Below are 18,258 nucleotides of genomic sequence, written 5' to 3'. Positions count from 1 at the left end.
GTTCTCAGCCGACGGCCCACTGCAGTTTGTCGGCCAGTGCTTCAGGGTAATCGTCGACATTGGAGATCGCAGCGCGCGTGGCTTCGCCATGGCCGAAGGTTTCGATCAGCAGCTCGACGTGTGTGGTCAGGAAATCGCTCAACGTATCAAGCCGTTGCTCAAGCGCGCGGTAGCGGGCAATGTCCATGAGGCCTTCGCTGATGAACCAGGCCGCGTGTTTGTTCAGGTACTCCAACACGTAAAGGCCGCACAGCGCGCTTGCCAGTTCCTTGGCCAGCCCTTGGGCCAGTGAGTCGCCGGCCCGGACTGCGCTCTCGATGGCCAGGCGGTGGGCATAGGCCTCACCCGCGCGGGCAACGATCATCAATTGCGAGTTCCAGATCTGCATGTCGTCTTCTCCCTCGCCACGGTGCTGGGCAACATGGTCGGCCACCTGCTTGAGCAAGCGGTACTCCAAGGTGTGAGCCATGGCCAGCCAATACTCGGCATCATCCAGCTTGCCTTGTGGGTCTGGCGGGGTGGGTTCGCTCAAGGGCTGGCCGATCAAGACCTTGGCCGCGTCCAGCAGGATCATGCGGTTATTGCCACCGGCATCCTGATAGATCTTGGCCATGCCTTCGTAGTCGGCGAAGCGATTGAGGTTAAGCGCACCGGCCACCCCGCAGCGCAAGCGGCATTCTGTCGCCAGTGCTTCGGCGGCGGGGGCGCAGAGCGCTTTGGTCAGCGCCAGGGTCTGGCTGATGGCGGCCCACGGTGTCCACGTCACATCGCCTGTGCCGGTAGCTTGCAGCGACGCCTGACTGGCCGTGCCTTCAATCCACAGGCGCGCGGAGTCATTGGCAAAGCATTTCATGACATACGCGGTGGCCAGGCAACCGAACAGCGCGCGGCGTTGAGTGCGAAACGCCAGCAGGCTGGTGCCGTTGCCGATGCGCGCCTGCGTGGTGCGGCGGTTGGCATGGGTCAGGGCCAGGGTGGAACAAGCCAGCATCACCGAGCTCAAGCCGACACCGACCATTGCCCATACATTTTTGGGCGCGAACAGTGAGCGAATCAGGCGTCGGTCGGTGCTGCCCAGCGGGTCGTGGAACTGGTTGGATGCGCTGATCGAGGCGCCATCGCGAAGCCACGCATCGAAGGGCAGACGCACGTGATCAAAGCTTGCCAGGCCGTAATCCAGTGGCACTGCACGAATTTCTGTCGGTGACGACATTGAAATACCCGGGCGCGGGCCCTGGGCATCACTCATTGGCAGCACAAAAGCGAATACGCCACAGTGCTGGCCTTGCACGATGACTTGGGCAAACACCACGCCGACCTTGTTCAGGTTATTGATACCCACGTTGGCGAATTTCAAGGCCGCCTTGTTTGGCGTATTCAGCACAAAGGTACGCGTGTCGGCGTCGAAGGTTGCCTCGACACACGCGCCCATATGGGAGTTGCTGTGCCCTATCTCGGTCAGTGCGTAAACCCCCAGGGTTTCGCCAGCCTCCAGTTCGCGGCGCCACGTTGCCGCATGAGGGTGATCCTGCTCGAACGCCAGGAGTGTGCCGATGCATAGCCCCTGCTGAATCACGCATCCCATGAACAACGAGGGGTCATTAATCGCCGCATGGCTGGCCACGGCCATCAACAGTTGCGGTTGTTTGAACGCGTGAATGCCTTCGGGCAGCTGGCGCATCAAATGTTGCAAGCGCTGGTAGGTCTGTCGATGCCCGTCGTGGAAGCTCTGGTTGGCGCGGGGATGGAGCTGCGGGTCGCTGAAAATCCTGGCCATTTGCGCGTGTGCCTGAGCGTCGACGGGGCCATTGGCCAACTCACGCAAAGCCGCGACCGCGGCCTGTTCAGTCGGCGCTTTGAGCAACAAGTGGTGCAGGGTTTCGATGGGTTCTGCAAGCGGTGCGTACGTCTGTGCAGGTGGCAAGCTCTTGCGTATGCACATCGACATGCCGCTGTTCACCCCGAGGTCGATAAACACGGTGTGTTCGTCGGTCGGCAGTTGCGCCAGTGTGTGGGGCAGGTTGGTCGGTTGCGTGACGCCCCGGGTAAACATTTCATGCAGGTCGTCCGTGGCCTCATAGCGACGTCCCAGCACGGTTGAGTAGATCGGTGTGTTGAAGGGTTTGGCTGTCAGCGGTTGTAGGTTCTCGAGGAGGCGCCGGGCAACTTCCTGGTGATGGGGGTAGTGTGAGGCGTAGGCGATCGCGACCGGCCGCAAAGGATGCGCGCTGTCGTCATGGTGGGCAAGCAGGTGTTCAAGGTCTGCCGTCTCGCCGCTGATGATGCATTGTGCCGGCGCGTTGACGGAGCCCAGCACCAGGTTCGACGCGGGGAAACGGTCCAGCAGTGCTTGAGTGGCCTGCGCTGAAAGGTTGATCAGCAGCATGGTGCCTCGTCCCTCTTCGGCGCGGTAGGCGTCGTTGAGAGCACAGACCGCGCGGGCGCCCTGGGCAATGTCGAGCACTCCGGCACAGACCCTGGCCGCAATTTCGCCGAAGCTTTGCGCCAGGATCAACGTCGGACGAACACCTGCATCCTCAAGCAACTGATTGAGCACCACGGCCGCGCCATACAGCGCCAACTGCGCGATGCCGGAAGGCAGAGGGAGCCTGTGATCCCGGGTCAGCAGTACTTGCGTTACAAGCCCAGGTTTTGGCTCGGGTTCGTACTGCGCAGCCTCGTTTTCGATAATTGCCAGAAGGGTGTCAATTCGGTGCCTGGTTTCAGGAACGCATTGATACAACTCGGTCAGCGCACCACAAGGATCGCTGCCTTGGCCGGGAAACGCGAAGACGTAGCTCTGACGTGAGATGTTTAGTTGGGTTGACATGGAACCATCCTCGTTAGCCTAACAGGGAACGCTTTTACCAGCGTCATGCTGGAAAAAACGAAGGCTCATTGGATGGCAAAAGAGGGTGGTGCGGATCTGTGAGATATGACAGTTCTTTGGACTATTTCGAAATAACCCTAATTCAGTTATGGCTGATGGACCCACCTTGCGCTGGCCCTGCGATAACCTTGGTCCACCACGGCGTGTGCTGCTCGATCTGCACCGGCAAGGTCGGCAGCAGCGCATTCAGCGCCAGCGTGGTGTCGTGCAGCGGGAAGCTGCCGGTGATGCGCAGGTCGGCCACGCTTTTATCCACACCCAAATAGCCGCTGCGGTAGCGGCTGAGTTCCTCGACCACATCGCCCAGGCGGGCGTTGTCGACCACCAGCATGCCGCGTGTCCAGGCGTCGGCGGCGTGGGTGACGGCAAGCGCAGGGCCGAGGCCGTGGCTGCGCATCAGCACTTGCTGGCCTTGTTTGAAAATCTGTTCCGTGTGCAATGCCCCTGGCTGGGCGGCCACGGCGGACTGCAGCACGCTCAAGCGCGTGGCGTCGTCTTCGCGTTTTACGATGAACCGCGTGCCCAGGGCCCGCAGGCTGCCGTCGCGGGTTTGGACATAGAACGGGCGGGCATCGTTGTGGCCGGTTTCGACAAGGATTTCGCCTTCCTGCAGCACGATCAGCCGGCGCTTTTCATCAAAGCGCACGTCGATGGCGCTGTGGGTGTTGAGGTTGATCAGCGTGCCGTCCGTCAGTTTCAGCGTGCGCTGCTCGCCCGTGGCGGTGCGTTGGTCGGCCAGCCAGTAGTGGATCGGCACGTAACGCTCGCCGGCAAACAACGCCAGGCCGCACACCAACGCGATACTCGCCAAGCCGCTCCCAAGCTTGCGCACGCGCTGGCGAATGCCCTCGCGTGACTGCAACAACGCCGCCCGCGCCGGGCCTGCGGCCGCGCTGAAACGCTGGTCGAGCATGCCCAACTGGCGCCAGGCGCGTGCATGTTCGTCATTGCTGGCCAGCCATTTGGCGAATTCTTCCTGTTCCACAACGCTGCCATCGCCCGAGTCGAGGGACAGTTGCCAGGCAATCGCAGCATCCAGCACACGGGCCGAGACCGGTTTGGAACTGATCGCGGTCACAACGGCTCGCCATACAGCGCGATGTAGCACTGGCGAATGCCCTGGGCCAGGTATTGGCGCACGCGCGGCACTGAAACGCCGAGGCGCTGGGCGATTTCGGCGTGGCCCAGGCCATCGAGTCGGCTGTAGAGGAAGGCGGCGCGGGCCTTGCTCGACAGCTTGCCGAGCAGGCGGTCGATGGCCTTGAGGTCTTCGAGGATCAGGTGCTGTTCTTCCGGTGAAGGGTGTTCGCTTTCCGGGATCAGCATCAATTCGGTGAGGTAGGCCTGTTCCAGGGCTGCGCGCCGGAAGTAGTCGAACAACAACCCTTTGGCGATCGCCACCAGAAACGCGCGTGGCTCGCGGGGTTCGCGCAGCTCTTCACGGCCCAGCAGACGCATGAAGGTGTCTTGGCTGAGGTCTTCGGCGCGGCTCGGGCAGGCCACGTTGCGGCGCAACCACGCCAACAGCCAGCCACGATGGTCGCGGTACAACGCGCCAACAAGCTCACTGTGTGGGTTTTGGACCGACGACAAGGCATCACCGAATAAAAGAGAGGTTTAAACTAACGAGAATTATTCGCGATTGTGTCAGAGGCAGGCAGTGGGCGCAATTGGCGTCTGTCGGGCGATCATTCCCACGCTCTGTATGGGAATGCCTCACTGGACGCTGCGCGTCCCGCTAGAAACCGGGCGCTTGTTTACGCCGTTTCCATTGGCTCAAGCGCTCCTGAAGCGCTTGCGGGGAGTCGATGTGCTGCTGGCGCGCACGACTAAACAGGATGAGCATCAACTCCGCCGTGGCCAGGGCATCGGCGCTGGCGTGATGGCGCTCACCCACCTGCAGCTTGAAGTGGCTGATCCAGTCGTCCAGCCCGGCTTCACGGATATTCGCTTCGGGGCAGAGGAGCGGGGCGATGTCGGCAGCGTCCAAAAAAACATGGGCGAGGCGATAACCCAGGCTGTCCTTGAGTGCCCGGCACAGCATGTGTTGATCGAACGGCGCGTGGAAAGCCAGCAGTGGGCTGTCGCCAACAAACGCCATGAAGTCCAGCAGCGCCTCGACCGGGTCGCTGCCGGCGGCGATGGCGCTGGGGCCGAGGCCGTGGATCAGCACGCTGGGGCTGAGTTTTGTTTCGGCTCGGTGCAGGGTGCGCTCGAACATTTGCGAGAAATCCACGGCGCCGTCCTCAATCACTACTGCGCCGATGGACAACACCTGGTCACGGTTGAGGTTCAGCCCGCTGGTTTCCAGGTCGACCACTACCCAACGCTGGCTGCGTAAGGCGTTGTCGCCCAGCACTGCGGGTTTGGGCAATTGCTCCAGGCGCCGCTGTTGGACCGCGTCGAGGCCAGGCTTTTTCGTACGCAGCCAGTCGAACAAGCTCACAGCTGATACCGAAAGGTCAGGCTGCTTTGCAGGCGCTGGGCCTGGCGCAGGGATTCACGCAGGATGCGCCGGTCCAGGTGGTTGAGGCTGTCGGGGTCGACTCGGTTGGAGTACGGCTGGTTCTCGCGGGTTTGTAACTGGTGCTGCTGCATGCGGGTTTGCTGGATGAAGTGGTAGGCCTCTTCGTATGCGGCGCCGTCCAATCGCTCAATGACCTCTTTATCCACCAATTGGCGCAGGCGCTCCAGGGTGTTGTTGGCGTGGATGCCGTTGGCCAGGGCCAGCAGGCGCGCGCCATCGACAAAGGGTGTGAGGCCCTGCACCTTGAGGTCGAGGGTGGCTTTTTCGCCGCCTTTGCGTGTCAGCACAAAGTCACGGAAGCGACCCACCGGCGGGCGCTGGCGCAAGGCGTTCTCGGCCAGCATGCGTTGGAACAGCCGGTTATCCGCGACCTGATCGAGAATGCCCTGGCGCAATTGCTCGCAACCCTGTTCATCGCCCCACACCACGCGCAAATCGAAATAGATGCTCGACCCCAGCAGGTTCTCCGGCGTCGCCTCACGGATAAATGCCCCGAAGCGCCGCGCCCATTCGGCCCGCGACAAGCACAGGTCGGGGTTGCCGGCCATGATATTGCCCTTGCACAAACTGAAGCCGCACAACGCCAGGCTCTGGTTGATTTGCTGCGCCAGGGGCAACAAGCGGCCGCGAATCTCGTCGGCTTCGGCGGCGTCCTTGGCGTCGAACAGGATGCCGTTGTCTTGGTCGGTAAACAGCGTTTGCTCGCGGCGGCCTTCGCTGCCGAAACACAACCAACTGAATGGCACGCCGGGGTCGCCTTTTTCGGCCAACGTCAGCTCGATCACCCGGCACACGGTGTGATCGTTGAGCAGGGTAATAATGTGGGTGATCTGGGTGGAGGACGCGCCATGGGCCAGCATGCGTTCCACCAGTTGGCCGATTTCACCGCGAATCGCCACCAAGTGTTCCACCCGTGGCGCGTTGCGGATGGTACGGGCCAGGTGCACCAGGTCCACCCGCTGCAGGGAAAACAGGTCGCGCTCAGACACCACGCCGCACAGGCGCTGGTCTTTCACCAGGCACACATGGGCGATGTGCCGCTCGGTCATGGCAATGGCGGCGTCAAAGGCGCTGTGGTCCGGGCTCAAATAGAACGGCGCCTGGGTCATATGGCCTGCGATGGCCTGATTGAAGTCACTGGTGCCGTCGGCCACCACTTGGCGCAGGTCGCGCAGGGTGAAAATCCCCAGAGGCGCCTTGTGTTCGTCGACGATCACGATGCTGCCCACCTGCTGCTCATGCATCAGCGTCACCGCCTCGCGCAGCGGCGTGTTAGGGCTGCACGTGACCGGATGGCGCATGGCCAATTCGCCCAGGCGCGTGTTCAATGAGTATTGGGTGCCGAGGGTTTCCACGGCTTTTTGCTGCACCTGTTGGTTCACTTGGTCCAACAGGCTGCTGACGCCGCGCAGGGCAAAGTCGCGAAACGGGCTCGAAAGCGCGAACAGCTTTATAAACGCCGGCTTGTTCAGTTGCAGGCAGAAGGTGTCTTCGGCGGCTTTGTGCTCAGTGCGGGTGGCGCGTTCGCCCAGCAGCGCGGCGAGGGGGAAACACTCGCCGGTGGCGATTTCGAAGGTGGTTTCGGTCGCATCTTGATTCAGCAGCGGGCGTTCGCCGACGACTCGGCCCTGCTTGACGATGTAAAAGTGCTCCACCGGCCCGCCCGACGGCGTGAGGATGCTGTCGCCTTGGCCGTAGAAGCGCAATTGGCACTGTTCGACCAGAAACGCCAGGTGCGCGTTTTCCATCTGGTTGAACGGGGGAAAGCGTTGCAGGAATTGCAGGGTGCCGTGGATGTTCTGCAACACGGCAGTTTTTCCCGCCTGCGTGAAAGCATCAGCTTTACTCATAACAGTGACCGCAGTTTCTTGTCGTTATCGTTCTTTATGGTCGGCCCCCGTGCCCTGGGTGCCCATTGGACGTAAGTCTAGGTAGCGGTAAATCCATTCACGAATAGGGAAAAACCTTACACGACTATCGTCCAAACCCCGTAGAACGCCCACTAGGCAAACTTTCCGACGAAGTGCACATTGTTCGCACTTCCGCAGATGTCTGACGAGTGTGCTGCGAGATTGATGAGAACTGCTGAGAAACGTATGTCCGACCACGATATTTTGAGTGATGCCGAGCGCGAGGCGCTGAGCGCCGTGATGCTGGAGCCCGATCTACCGCCACAACGCGTGTTGATTGTTGATGATGACAAGGACGCGCGCGAACTACTGGCGGAGATCCTGGGCCTGGACGGCATTCGCTGCATGACCGCCGACAGTGGTGAGTCAGCGTGGGATTTGTTGGAATCCAGCAGTTCCATTGGCCTGTTGATTACCGATCTGCGCATGGAGCCCAGCAACGGGCTTAAATTGATCGAGAAAGTGCGTAGTTCCGAGCGCGCGGCGTTGCCGATCATCATCATGTCGGGGGACGCGGAAGCGCCGGATGTGATTGATGCAATGCATTTGAGCGTGGTGGACTTTTTGCTCAAGCCGATTGATAGCGTGAAGCTGGCGAAGATGGTCAAGCGCGAGTTGGGCATGGCTTCCTGATTTTTTGGCTGTGCTGGCCTCTTCGCGAGCAAGCCCGCTCCCACATTTGACCGTATGCATCCTTTAGAAATGCGGTCGAGTGTGGGAGCAGGCTTGCTCGCGAAAGCGCCAGTCCAATCACCACACAACTTAGTAAAAAAGGCCCTGATCTCGCGATCAGGGCCTTTTCTTTTACAGGCCGTTTTTAGCCTTGAACTCACGACGCCTGCGGTGCAACACCGGCTCGGTGTAACCGTTAGGCTGCTTAGTCCCTTCAATCACCAACTCCACCGCCGCCTGGAACGCGATGTTGCTGTCGAAATCCGGTGCCAGCGGGCGATACAGCGCATCCCCGGCGTTCTGACGGTCTACCACCGGCGCCATGCGCTTGAGGCTTTCCATCACCTGGGCTTCGTTGACGATGCCGTGGCGCAACCAGTTGGCGATGTGCTGGCTGGAGATGCGCAGGGTAGCGCGGTCTTCCATCAGGCCGACGTCGTTGATGTCCGGCACTTTCGAACAGCCTACGCCTTGGTCGATCCAGCGCACCACATAACCGAGGATACCTTGGGCGTTGTTGTCCAGTTCGTTGCGGATTTCTTCGTCGGACCAATCGGTGTTGCTGGCCAGAGGAATCGTCAGGATGTCGTCCACCGACGCACGCTCGCGCGTGGCCAGTTCGGCCTGACGCGCGAACACATCGACCTTGTGGTAGTGCAATGCGTGCAGCGCTGCCGCCGTCGGCGATGGGACCCACGCGGTGTTGGCGCCAGCCAGCGGGTGAGCGATTTTCTGTTCGAGCATCGCCGCCATCAGGTCGGGCATCGCCCACATGCCTTTACCGATCTGCGCACGCCCTTGCAGGCCGGTGCTCAGGCCGATATCAACGTTCCAGTTTTCGTAGGCGCCGATCCATTTCTCGGCTTTCATGGCCGCTTTGCGCACCATCGCGCCGGCTTCCATGGAGGTATGGATCTCGTCGCCGGTACGGTCGAGGAAACCGGTGTTGATAAACACCACGCGCTCGCTGGCCGCCTTGATGCAGGCCTTGAGGTTGACCGTGGTACGGCGCTCCTCGTCCATGATCCCGACTTTGAGGGTGTTGCGCGGCAGGTTCAGCACTTCTTCGATGCGGCCGAACAGCTCGTTGGTGAACGCCGCTTCTTCGGGGCCGTGCATTTTCGGTTTGACGATGTACACCGAACCGGTGCGGCTGTTCTTGCGGCTGCTGTTGCCATTGAGGCTATGGATCGCCGCCAGGCTGGTGAGCAGGCCGTCGAGAATGCCCTCAGGCACTTCGTTGCCGTCTTTGTCGAGGATCGCATCGATGGTCATCAGGTGGCCAACGTTGCGCACGAACAGCAGCGAACGGCCGTGCAGGGTCACGTCCTGGCCGTCCACGCCGGTGTAGACGCGGTCGGGGTTCATGGTGCGGGTGAAGGTCTTGCCGCCTTTGGCCACTTCTTCGGCCAGGTCGCCCTTCATCAGGCCGAGCCAGTTGCGGTAGATCACCACTTTGTCGTCGGCATCGACGGCGGCGACGGAGTCTTCGCAGTCCATGATGGTGGTCAGCGCGGCTTCCATCAGCACGTCTTTGACGCCGGCGGCATCGGTCTGGCCGACCGGGGTGCTGGCGTCAATCTGGATCTCGAAGTGCAGGCCGTTGTGTTTCAGCAGGATTGCAATCGGCTCGGCCGCTGGGCCTTGGAAACCGATCAACTGGGCATCGTCGCGCAGGCCGCTGTTGCTGCCGCCTTTAAGGCTGACGATCAGCTTGCCATCAACGATCTTGTAGCCGGTGGAATCGACGTGGCTGCCCGCCGTGAGCGGCGCCGCTTCGTCGAGGAACGCACGGGCGAAGGCGATGACCTTGTCGCCACGGACCTTGTTGTAACCCTTGCCCTTCTCGGCGCCGCCGGCTTCGCTGATGGCGTCGGTGCCATACAGCGCGTCATACAGCGAGCCCCAACGCGCATTGGAGGCGTTGAGGGCGAAACGCGCATTCATCACCGGCACCACCAGCTGAGGGCCGGCCATGCGGGCAATTTCGTCATCGACGTTTTGGGTCGAGGCCTGGAAGTCTGCGGCTTCTGGCAGCAGGTATCCGATGTCTTGCAAGAAGGCTTTGTAGGCCACCGGGTCGTGGGCCTGGCCGGCATGCGTCTGGTGCCAGGTGTCGATCCGCGCTTGGAAATCGTCGCGTTTGGCGAGTAGGGCTTTGTTCTTCGGTGCCAGGTCGTGGATGACCTTGTCGGCGCCGGCCCAGAACTGGTCGGCAGTAATGCCGGTGCCGGGAATGGCTTCGTTGTTCACGAAGTCGAACAGGACTTTGGCGACCTGCAGGCCACCGACTTGAACGTGTTCAGTCATTGCTTGCCTCACTCTGCGGAGCTTATGCGCTTTTTCAGATTTTCATTATGTAGTGCACGGTTGGGCATACTACATGATGACTTGCGGTTGTGAAAATTAGACTAAATACGTCGTTTAGCGACCCACTTTGGTCGTACGGTCACAGCGGAGTACCGGATGTTCTCAAAAAACTATTCGATTGTTCCAGATAAATATAAAAATGGTACACGATTTGTTTTCGAGGGCTCACGAGTCCACCTTGTAGATTGAATTCAGAGGGCTTCGCCATGGACCATCTTGTACTCACTATTATCGCCGCCGACAAACCCGGGCTGGTTGAACGCATCGCGCAGAACATTGCTGCCCACGGCGGCAACTGGCTGGAAAGCCGTATGGCGCACATGGCCGGGCAATTTGCCGGGATCCTGCGGGTCAGCGTGCCGACAGAAAGCCGTCAGGATCTGGTGAATGCGCTGGAGGACTTATCCACACATGGCATTCGCGTACTGGTGGGCGAGGGCAGCACCGGCCAGGCGTCGGCTGCAAAGGCGATCCTGATGACGCTGGTGGGCAATGATCGGTCGGGCATCGTGCGTGAGATCACGGCGCTGTTGAGCAAGCAGGGCGTCAACCTGGAGCGGCTGAGCACCGACGTGCGCCCGGCGCCCATGAGCGGTGATCCGTTGTTCAATGCCGAGGCGCTGTTGCAGGTGCCGTCGTCGCTGTCGCTTGAGACATTGCAGGCGTCGCTGGAAACCTTGGCGGATGACTTGATGGTGGAACTGCGCAGCGAAGAGTAATTGCCTACAGGGTTATGCATGGAAATCTTGCATGGGCCTGTGGATAACCTGTAGAGACCCGGCGCTATGCCACACCGGCCGGGCCTCTTCCACCGTTGAGCAAAAAACGATCAGTTTCAACGGCTTGTACACAAATGGCGGGGATCAGGTTGTGGATAACCTTGGGGTGGATGCCTGCAAGCCACGCCCGTTGTGGCTTGCAGAGGTTTGTATGTTATTTGATCAGCGTTTACGCAGGGTCAGCCACGCATCCAGGCTGTAGACCACCAAGCCGGCCCAGATAAACGCGAAGGCAATCAGGGTGCTCGTTGCCAAGTGCTCGCCGAACAACAGCACCGCTTCAAGCAGCACCAGGGTCGGCGCCACATACTGCAAGAAGCCCAGCGCGGTGTAGGGCAAATGCCGCGCAGCCGCGTTGAAGCACACCAGCGGGATCAGCGTCACCGGGCCTGCGGCCACCAGCCACCAGGCTTCGGACGTGCTCCAGAATTCAAGCTGTGCACTGTGCGCCGACGGGTTGAACAGCAACCACGCCACGGCGATCGGCACCAGCATCCAGGTTTCTACCACCAGCCCCGGCAGCGCCTTGACCGGCGCCTGCTTGCGGATCAAGCCGTAGAAGCCGAACGTCAGCGCCAGCACCAGCGACACCCACGGCAAACTGCCGACCTGCCACACCTGCTGCATCACGCCCACTGCAGCCAGCCCGACGGCCATCCACTGCAAGCGGCGCAGGCGTTCGCCAAGGATCAGCATGCCCAGCAGCACATTTACCAGCGGGTTGATGTAGTAACCCAGGCTGGCTTCGAGCATGCGCCCACTGTTAACCGACCACACATAGGTCAGCCAGTTAGCCGCAATCAACGAACCGCTGAGTGCCAGGATCGCCAGGCGCTTGGGGTTGTCGCGCAGTTCGCGGAACCAGCCCGGGTGTTTCCACACCATCAGCAACAAACCGCCGAACAGCGCCGACCACAACACGCGGTGCACGATGATTTCGGCGGCAGGAACGCTGGCGATGGCTTTGAAGTAAATCGGGAACAGGCCCCAGATGATATAGGCGCTCAGGCCCAGGATGTACCCTTTGCGAGGGTTGGCGGCTTGCATTGCAGAATCCTTGCTTAGGCAGCTAACAAAGGCGCAATTGTAAGGGTTTTTGTCAGGCGATGGGTGATGCTTTTCTGTGGGCGCTGACTTGCCTGCGATGGCATCACCTCAGTGTGACTGATACACCGATGTGGCTGCATCGCAGCGGTGCGGCGATCCGACAAGCCAGCTCCCACAAGGAGTAGCGGCAGTGTCAGAACAGTTTCAGCGGTTCTTCATTCAGCGCCGACAACTGCTCGCGCAACGCCAACACCTGATCACCCCAATAGCGCTCGCTGCCAAACCACGGGAAGCTGTGCGGGAACGCCGGGTCATCCCAGCGCCGTGCCAGCCAGGCGCTGTAGTGCATCAGGCGCAAGGCGCGCAGGGGCTCGATCAGTGCCAGTTCGCGTGGGTCGAAGTCGTGGAACTCCTGATAACCGTCCATCAATTCCGACAGCTGGCCGAGGCATTCCTGACGGTCGCCAGCAAGCATCATCCACAGATCCTGCACGGCCGGGCCCATGCGGCAGTCATCCAGGTCGACGATATGGAACATCTCGTCGCGGCACATCATGTTGCCGGGGTGGCAATCGCCGTGCATGCGGATGTTCTTGTGCGGCGTGGCCTTGTACACCTCTTCCACCCGCTTGAGCAGGTCGCGGGCCACGGACTCGTAGGCCGGCAGCAGGCTCTTGGGAATGAAGTTGCCTTCGAGCAAGGTGGTGAGGGAGTCGTGACCGAAGTTCTTCACCCCCAAGGCTTCGCGGTGTTCGAACGGGCGGGTGGAACCCACCGCGTGCAAACGGCCGAGCAATTGCCCCAGGCGATAGAGCTGATCGAGATTACCCGGCTCCGGCGCACGGCCGCCACGGCGGGGGAACAGGGTGAAGCGGAAACCGGCGTGTTCGAACAGGCTTTCGCCGTTGTGGATCATCGGCGCGACCACCGGCACTTCGCACTCGGCCAGTTCGAAGGTGAAGCGGTGTTCTTCAAGGATCGCTTCGTTGGTCCAGCGCTGCGGCCGGTAGAACTTGGCGATCAGCGGTTCGGAGTCTTCGATGCCCACCTGGTAGACGCGGTTTTCGTAGCTGTTAAGCGCCAGAATGCGAGCATCGCTGAGGAAACCGATGCTTTCGACGGCGTCGAGCACCAGGTCGGGGGTGAGTGTTTCAAACGGATGGGCCATGCGAACTCCTGCGCGCAGCAGGTCGCCGCGTCCGGCTCGGTATGGTAACGCACCAAGGCTGGGATAGGTGGTGACTGTTAGTCCGCCATCGCGGGCAAGCCCGCTCCCACACTTGGAATGCAATCCCCTGTGGGAGCGGGCTTGCCCGCGATGGCTGTCTATCAGGCGCCTACAATCCCGCCGTCATCCCGCCGAATCGCCATCACCGACGAGCGCGGCTTGCCATTGGGCAAATGCTCCGGCCAGGTCGAACCGCCGGTTTCGCCCGGGTGTTGAATCCCCACAAACAGCGTCTTCTGATCCGGCGAAAAGCTGATGCCTGTCACCTCACACGCCACTGGCCCGACCATGAACCGGCGGATTTCCCCGGTGCTCGGGTCAGCACACAGCATCTGGTTATTGCCCATGCCGGCGAAGTCGCCCGCGTTGCTGTAGTCGCCGTCGGTGAGAATCCACAGGCGCCCGGCCTTGTCGAAACCCAGGCCGTCGGGGCTGTTGAACATGTTCTGCGGGTTGATGTTGGACGAGCCGCCCTTCGGCGTACCGGCATGCACGCCGGGGTTGCCGGCCACCACAAACAGGTCCCAGGTAAAGTCTGGCGCGACGTGGTCGGAGGCGTTGGCCTTCCAGCGTAGGATCTGGCCGTAGACGTTTTTCTCGCGTGGGTTAGGCCCGCCCACCGGCTGGCCGTCTTCGCCGCGCTTGGCGTTGTTGGTCAGGGTGCAGTAGACCTGGCCGTCGGTGGGGCTGACCACGATCCATTCCGGGCGGTCCATGCGCGTGGCTTTGACCACACTGGCGGCCAGCCGCGCGTGGATCAGCACTTCGGCCTGGCTGGCGAAACCACTGCTGGCGTCGATGCCATTTTTGCCATGGGTGAGCTCAACCCATTGGCCGCTGCCCTTGGGGTGGTCGGCGTTGCCGTCGCCTGCGTCGAAAATCGCCACGTACAAGGTGCCGTGGTCGAGCAGGTCTTTGTTGGCCTTGGGGTTTTTGTGGTTGATCTTGTCACGGCTGACGAACTTGTAGATGAACTCACCGCGCTCGTCGTCGCCCATGTACACCACGGCGCGACCGTCGCGGGTTTCAGCCAAGGCGGCGTTCTCGTGCTTGAAGCGGCCCAGGGCGGTGCGTTTGGCCGGGGTGGATTGTGGGTCGAACGGGTCGATCTCCACCACCCAGCCATGACGGTTGAGCTCGTTGGGGTTTTTGGCCAAGTCAAAACGTGGGTCGTGTTGATGCCAGTTGATGTCTTTGCTGGCCGCCACCGCGCCGTAGCGCTTTTGCCCGGCGTCGAAGGTTTGCTGTGGGTTGCTGCTGCCAAAGCAGTCGGTGAAGTTCTCTTCGCACGTCAGGTAAGTGCCCCACGGGGTCTTGCCGTTGGCGCAGTTTTGGAAGGTGCCGAGGGCTTTCTTGCCGGACTTGTCGGCGCTGGTTTTCAACCACTCGTGGCCGGCCGCCGGGCCGCTCAGGCGAATCGGCGAGTTGCCGTGAATGCGCCGGTTGTAGCGTGAGTCCTGAACGAACTGCCAGGTGTCACCTTTGCGCCGCACCTCGATCACCGACACGCCTTCGCTGGCCTGAGCCTTGCGCACGTCCTCGGCCGATTGCGGCGCGCCGCCGTGGGCGAAGAGGTAACGGTAATTGGTGTATTCGTTGTTGATCGCCATCAGCGCGCGGTTGTCGTCGCCGGGGAAGGCGAACAGGCTCATGCCGTCATTGTTGTCGCCGAACTGCTGCTCCTGGGCCTTGGCTGTGCCGTTGCCGGACGGGTCGAACGCCGGGGCACTTTTGTGCAGCGGCTGGCCCCAGCTGATCAGCACCGAGGCGCTGTAGCCCGGCGGCAAGGTGATGGCGTCGCTGGTGGCGGCGGCGATGCTGGTGAACCCCAGCAGGGGGCTGGCGCTGGCGGCATTCACGGCGAGGGCGCTACGGGTCAGCAGGTTGCCGCCGAGGAACATCGCGGCACCGCACAGGGCACCGGCCCCGATAAAACGACGGCGGGTGAGGCCGACGATTTGTTCCAGGTCGGTGGCTTGGTTTTCTTCTAATAGGCTCATCTCAGGCTCCCTGCGGTTTTTGCAGATACCTTAAGGAGCACTCGTGACGAAATTGTTGCAGTTTGAAGAGGCTCGCCCGCTACACCGGCGTGCCGAGCAGCACATTGCTCGGGGCGAATTGCACCTGGATCGGCTGGCCCTTGGCGGCCTTTAATGCCTTGAGCGCCGCAGGCTGCGCCAGGGCGCATAAAACCTGGCCGTTGGGTAGCGTGATGCGCACCTCGCTGGGGCCATCATCGGCGTCGAAAATCGTCTCGATCACACCGCCCATGCAATTGTGTCCAGGTGTTGCAGCCTGATCCATTGCGAGCAGTTCCAGCCAACCGGCCTTGATCAAGGCGACCACTTCCACGCCGGTCTCAAGTTCCAGGCGTTGCGTGCTGTCGTGGGTGATTTGCGCACTCAAGCTCAAGCCGCCCGATAACTGCAGGCGGATAAGGTCATTGCGGCCATGGCTGTCGATGCCGATGACCTGGCCGTGCAATTGGTTGCGCGCGCTGGTGCGCAGCATCAAGCGGCCCAGCAGGTTGAAGTCGCTGGCCGCTTCGTCGGAGCCGAGCACCTCGGCCTGCAGCACTTGCAGGCGCTGATAAAGGCGCAGCACGCGCTCACCTTCGGCCGTGAGCTTGGCACCGCCGCCGCCTTTGCCGCCAACGCTGCGTTCCACCAGTGGTTTTTGCGCCATCATATTGTTCAGTTCATCGATAGCGTCCCAGGCGGCCTTGTAACTCAAGCCGGCGCTTTTGGCTGCGCGGGTGATTGAGCCTTGCTCGGCGATGTGCGCCAGCAAGGCAATGCGCTGGGGGCGGCGGATGATGTGTTGGCTGAGGGACGTCGGCAGAGACATGTGGATACGCTTAGATAAGGTCAGCCGACGTTGCAGGTGTGGCGCACGCGAGTCAAGTCATGTACCCGGTTTGGGTGTGCGTGCCAGGCAGTACACGTCGACCTGACGCGCACCGGCCTCCATCAACAGCCGTGCCAGGCTGTGGGCGGTGGCGCCGGTGGTGAGTACGTCGTCGACCAGCGCGAGGTGACGGCCCTGCACCTGGGCGTCGGGTGCCAATGCAAACGCGGCGAGCAGGTTGCGTTTGCGCGTCTTGGCGTCGAGGGCTTGTTGCGCAACGGTTTCATGGGGGCGTAACAACAGATGTTCATCGTGTGCAATAGCCAGGTGTTCACTGAGCCAGCGGGTCAGCATCAGCGCCTGGTTGAAGCCGCGTTGGCGCAGACGTTTACGCGCCATGGGCACCGGCAGCAGGCAATCGGGGAGGCTGAGTTCAGCGTTGTCGAAGCGGTGTTGCAGGTGCTGCCCCAGCAGGCGCGCGAGCAGATGGCCGAGTGGCCAGCGCGACTGATGCTTGAAGCGGCTGATAAGGGTGTCGACCGGAAAACTGTAGGTCCAGGGCGCGACCACCTGTTTAAAGGCCGGTGGTTGTTTCTGGCATTGGCCGCAGATCAGACCGTCCATCGGCAACGGCAGGGCGCACACCTCGCAGTGTTCCAGTAACCACGGCAGCTCGGTTTCGCAGACGTTGCAGACACAATCGGCCGATTCTGTGGGCTCATCGCAAATTAAACACATCTGGTTGTTTTTTAGCCAGATGTAAACCTCGCGTTTGTATCCAGGTTGACAGTGCATGAATCTTCCTTAAATATGCCGAGCATCCGTGTCGTGACTGTGGGTATTGCCCTTCCCGCAGCGAAAGCCCAAGCATAATCAAGGAATCGCCCATGAGCGCCAGCACCACTGCCACCCTGCGTCACGATTGGTCCTTAGCCGAAGTCAAAGCGCTGTTTGTGCAGCCCTTCAATGACCTGTTGTTCCAGGCGCAGACCGTGCACCGCGCGCATTTCGACGCCAACCGCGTGCAGGTGTCGACGTTGTTGTCGATCAAAACCGGCGCCTGCCCAGAAGATTGCAAATATTGTCCGCAGTCGGGCCACTACAACACTGGCCTGGAAAAAGAAAAGCTGATGGAAGTGCAGAAGGTCCTCGAAGAGGCCGCCCGTGCCAAGGCCATCGGTTCGACCCGCTTCTGCATGGGTGCCGCGTGGAAGCACCCGTCGGCCAAAGACATGCCGTACGTGCTTGAGATGGTCAAAGGCGTGAAGGCCATGGGCCTGGAAACCTGCATGACCCTCGGGCGCCTCGACCAGGACCAGACCGAAGCCCTGGCCCAGGCCGGCCTCGACTATTACAACCACAACCTCGACACCTCGCCTGAGTTCTACGGTTCGATCATCACCACCCGCACCTACGGCGAGCGCCTGCAAACCCTGGCCTACGTGCGTGATTCGGGCATGAAAATCTGCTCGGGCGGCATCCTCGGCATGGGCGAGTCCCTCGACGACCGCGCCAACCTGCTGATCCAACTGGCCAACCTGCCGGAGCATCCGGAGTCGGTGCCGATCAACATGTTGGTGAAGGTGGTCGGTACGCCGCTGGAAAACGCCGAAGACATCGACCCGTTCGACTTCATCCGCATGCTCGCCGTGGCGCGCATCCTGATGCCGCAATCGCACGTGCGCCTGTCGGCCGGCCGTGAAGCCATGAACGAGCAGATGCAGGCCCTGGCGTTCTTTGCCGGTGCCAACTCGATCTTCTACGGCGACAAACTGCTGACCACCGCCAACCCGCAGGCTGACAAGGACATGCAACTGTTCGCGCGCCTGGGGATCTTGCCGGAAGCCCGTGAAGAGCACGCCGATGAAGTGCATCAGGCGGCGATCGAGCAGGCGTTGGTGGAGCAGAAAAGCAGCGAGCAGTTTTATAACGCCGTGGTTTGACACCGACCCACATTGGATTGAGTTCAACCTGATCTACCGAGGCCT

General features: G+C 61.2%; 14 protein-coding genes. 3 read left to right on the top strand and 11 right to left on the bottom strand.

Features of this window, described 5'->3' with window-relative positions; genetic code table 11:
* Positions 1-4: 4 nt before the first annotated feature.
* The 5 genes from ACI77I_RS00225 to ACI77I_RS00205 form a co-directional block, all read right to left on the bottom strand.
* Complete coding sequence (locus ACI77I_RS00225; RefSeq protein ID WP_406996764.1) at positions 5-2,830, bottom strand: acyltransferase domain-containing protein; 2,826 nt, start codon at positions 2,828-2,830, stop codon at positions 5-7.
* Positions 2,831-2,972: 142 nt separating this feature from the next.
* Entirely contained in the window at positions 2,973-3,968 is a 996-nt protein-coding gene (locus ACI77I_RS00220) for a FecR domain-containing protein (protein WP_094949493.1), read from the bottom strand.
* Entirely contained in the window at positions 3,965-4,483 is a 519-nt protein-coding gene (locus tag ACI77I_RS00215) for an RNA polymerase sigma factor (RefSeq protein WP_406996763.1), read from the bottom strand. Before ACI77I_RS00215 ends, ACI77I_RS00220 begins: the two co-directional genes overlap by 4 nt.
* Before the next feature lie 145 nt (positions 4,484-4,628).
* Entirely contained in the window at positions 4,629-5,336 is a 708-nt protein-coding gene (locus ACI77I_RS00210; RefSeq protein ID WP_406996762.1) for a PolC-type DNA polymerase III, read from the bottom strand.
* Positions 5,333-7,267: a putative nucleotidyltransferase substrate binding domain-containing protein gene (locus ACI77I_RS00205; protein WP_406996761.1), complete on the bottom strand. Its 1,935-nt coding sequence runs from the start codon at positions 7,265-7,267 to the stop codon at positions 5,333-5,335. The genes ACI77I_RS00210 and ACI77I_RS00205 overlap by 4 nt, the downstream gene beginning before the upstream one ends.
* Before the next feature lie 246 nt (positions 7,268-7,513).
* On the opposite strand from ACI77I_RS00205, the gene ACI77I_RS00200 reads away from it, so the two are divergent.
* On the top strand, positions 7,514-7,960 hold the full coding sequence (locus ACI77I_RS00200; RefSeq protein ID WP_094949489.1) for a response regulator: 447 nt from the start codon (positions 7,514-7,516) through the stop codon (positions 7,958-7,960).
* Positions 7,961-8,131: 171 nt separating this feature from the next.
* Here ACI77I_RS00200 and ACI77I_RS00195 read toward each other — a convergent pair whose 3' ends face one another.
* Positions 8,132-10,309 carry a malate synthase G gene (locus ACI77I_RS00195; protein WP_094949488.1) on the bottom strand — a complete coding sequence of 726 codons (2,178 nt, stop codon included), beginning with the start codon at positions 10,307-10,309 and terminating at the stop codon, positions 8,132-8,134.
* A gap of 266 nt (positions 10,310-10,575) precedes the next feature.
* Here ACI77I_RS00195 and ACI77I_RS00190 point away from each other — a divergent pair, with 266 nt between their 5' ends.
* Positions 10,576-11,088 (top strand): glycine cleavage system protein R, encoded by a 513-nt coding sequence (locus tag ACI77I_RS00190; RefSeq protein ID WP_242153065.1) that lies wholly within the window; start codon positions 10,576-10,578, stop codon positions 11,086-11,088.
* A 222-nt stretch (positions 11,089-11,310) separates the two neighbouring features.
* Here ACI77I_RS00190 and rarD read toward each other — a convergent pair whose 3' ends face one another.
* From rarD to ACI77I_RS00165, 5 genes are all read right to left on the bottom strand, one after another.
* The gene (rarD, locus tag ACI77I_RS00185; RefSeq protein WP_094949486.1) at positions 11,311-12,195 is read right to left on the bottom strand and encodes an EamA family transporter RarD; all 885 of its coding nucleotides are present in this window, start codon (positions 12,193-12,195) and stop codon (positions 11,311-11,313) included.
* A gap of 193 nt (positions 12,196-12,388) precedes the next feature.
* Complete coding sequence (locus ACI77I_RS00180; protein ID WP_094949485.1) at positions 12,389-13,363, bottom strand: serine/threonine protein kinase; 975 nt, start codon at positions 13,361-13,363, stop codon at positions 12,389-12,391.
* 161 nt (positions 13,364-13,524) lie between these two features.
* Complete coding sequence (locus ACI77I_RS00175) at positions 13,525-15,423, bottom strand: PhoX family protein (protein WP_406996760.1); 1,899 nt, start codon at positions 15,421-15,423, stop codon at positions 13,525-13,527.
* Between the two features lie 79 nt (positions 15,424-15,502).
* Complete coding sequence (locus ACI77I_RS00170; RefSeq protein WP_406996759.1) at positions 15,503-16,270, bottom strand: TOBE domain-containing protein; 768 nt, start codon at positions 16,268-16,270, stop codon at positions 15,503-15,505.
* Between the two features lie 57 nt (positions 16,271-16,327).
* Positions 16,328-17,065, bottom strand: coding sequence for a ComF family protein (locus tag ACI77I_RS00165; RefSeq protein WP_406996758.1), 738 nt, complete (start codon positions 17,063-17,065; stop codon positions 16,328-16,330).
* Positions 17,066-17,157: 92 nt separating this feature from the next.
* On the opposite strand from ACI77I_RS00165, the gene bioB reads away from it, so the two are divergent.
* Positions 17,158-18,213, top strand: coding sequence for a biotin synthase BioB (gene bioB, locus ACI77I_RS00160; RefSeq protein ID WP_094949481.1), 1,056 nt, complete (start codon positions 17,158-17,160; stop codon positions 18,211-18,213).
* Positions 18,214-18,258 lie beyond the last annotated feature (45 nt).

Source organism: Pseudomonas sp. D47, assembly GCF_045447305.1.
In the GTDB taxonomy this organism is placed as follows: domain Bacteria; phylum Pseudomonadota; class Gammaproteobacteria; order Pseudomonadales; family Pseudomonadaceae; genus Aquipseudomonas.
The sequence above is the reverse complement of the archived record's forward strand: the minus strand, read 5'-3'. Positions and strand labels throughout refer to the sequence as shown.

Excerpts from the sequence above, each read along its gene's own strand:
- ACI77I_RS00225 (WP_406996764.1), bottom strand. The coding sequence starts at position 2,830 with ATGTCAACCCAACTAAACATCTCACGTCAGAGCTACGTCTTCGCGTTT.
- ACI77I_RS00165 (WP_406996758.1), bottom strand. The coding sequence starts at position 17,065 with ATGCACTGTCAACCTGGATACAAACGCGAGGTTTACATCTGGCTAAAA.
- ACI77I_RS00205 (WP_406996761.1), bottom strand. The coding sequence starts at position 7,267 with ATGAGTAAAGCTGATGCTTTCACGCAGGCGGGAAAAACTGCCGTGTTG.
- ACI77I_RS00170 (WP_406996759.1), bottom strand. The coding sequence starts at position 16,270 with ATGTCTCTGCCGACGTCCCTCAGCCAACACATCATCCGCCGCCCCCAG.
- ACI77I_RS00180 (WP_094949485.1), bottom strand. The coding sequence starts at position 13,363 with ATGGCCCATCCGTTTGAAACACTCACCCCCGACCTGGTGCTCGACGCC.
- ACI77I_RS00190 (WP_242153065.1), top strand. The coding sequence starts at position 10,576 with ATGGACCATCTTGTACTCACTATTATCGCCGCCGACAAACCCGGGCTG.
- ACI77I_RS00175 (WP_406996760.1), bottom strand. The coding sequence starts at position 15,423 with ATGAGCCTATTAGAAGAAAACCAAGCCACCGACCTGGAACAAATCGTC.
- bioB (WP_094949481.1), top strand. The coding sequence starts at position 17,158 with ATGAGCGCCAGCACCACTGCCACCCTGCGTCACGATTGGTCCTTAGCC.
- ACI77I_RS00195 (WP_094949488.1), bottom strand. The coding sequence starts at position 10,309 with ATGACTGAACACGTTCAAGTCGGTGGCCTGCAGGTCGCCAAAGTCCTG.
- ACI77I_RS00200 (WP_094949489.1), top strand. The coding sequence starts at position 7,514 with ATGTCCGACCACGATATTTTGAGTGATGCCGAGCGCGAGGCGCTGAGC.
- rarD (WP_094949486.1), bottom strand. The coding sequence starts at position 12,195 with ATGCAAGCCGCCAACCCTCGCAAAGGGTACATCCTGGGCCTGAGCGCC.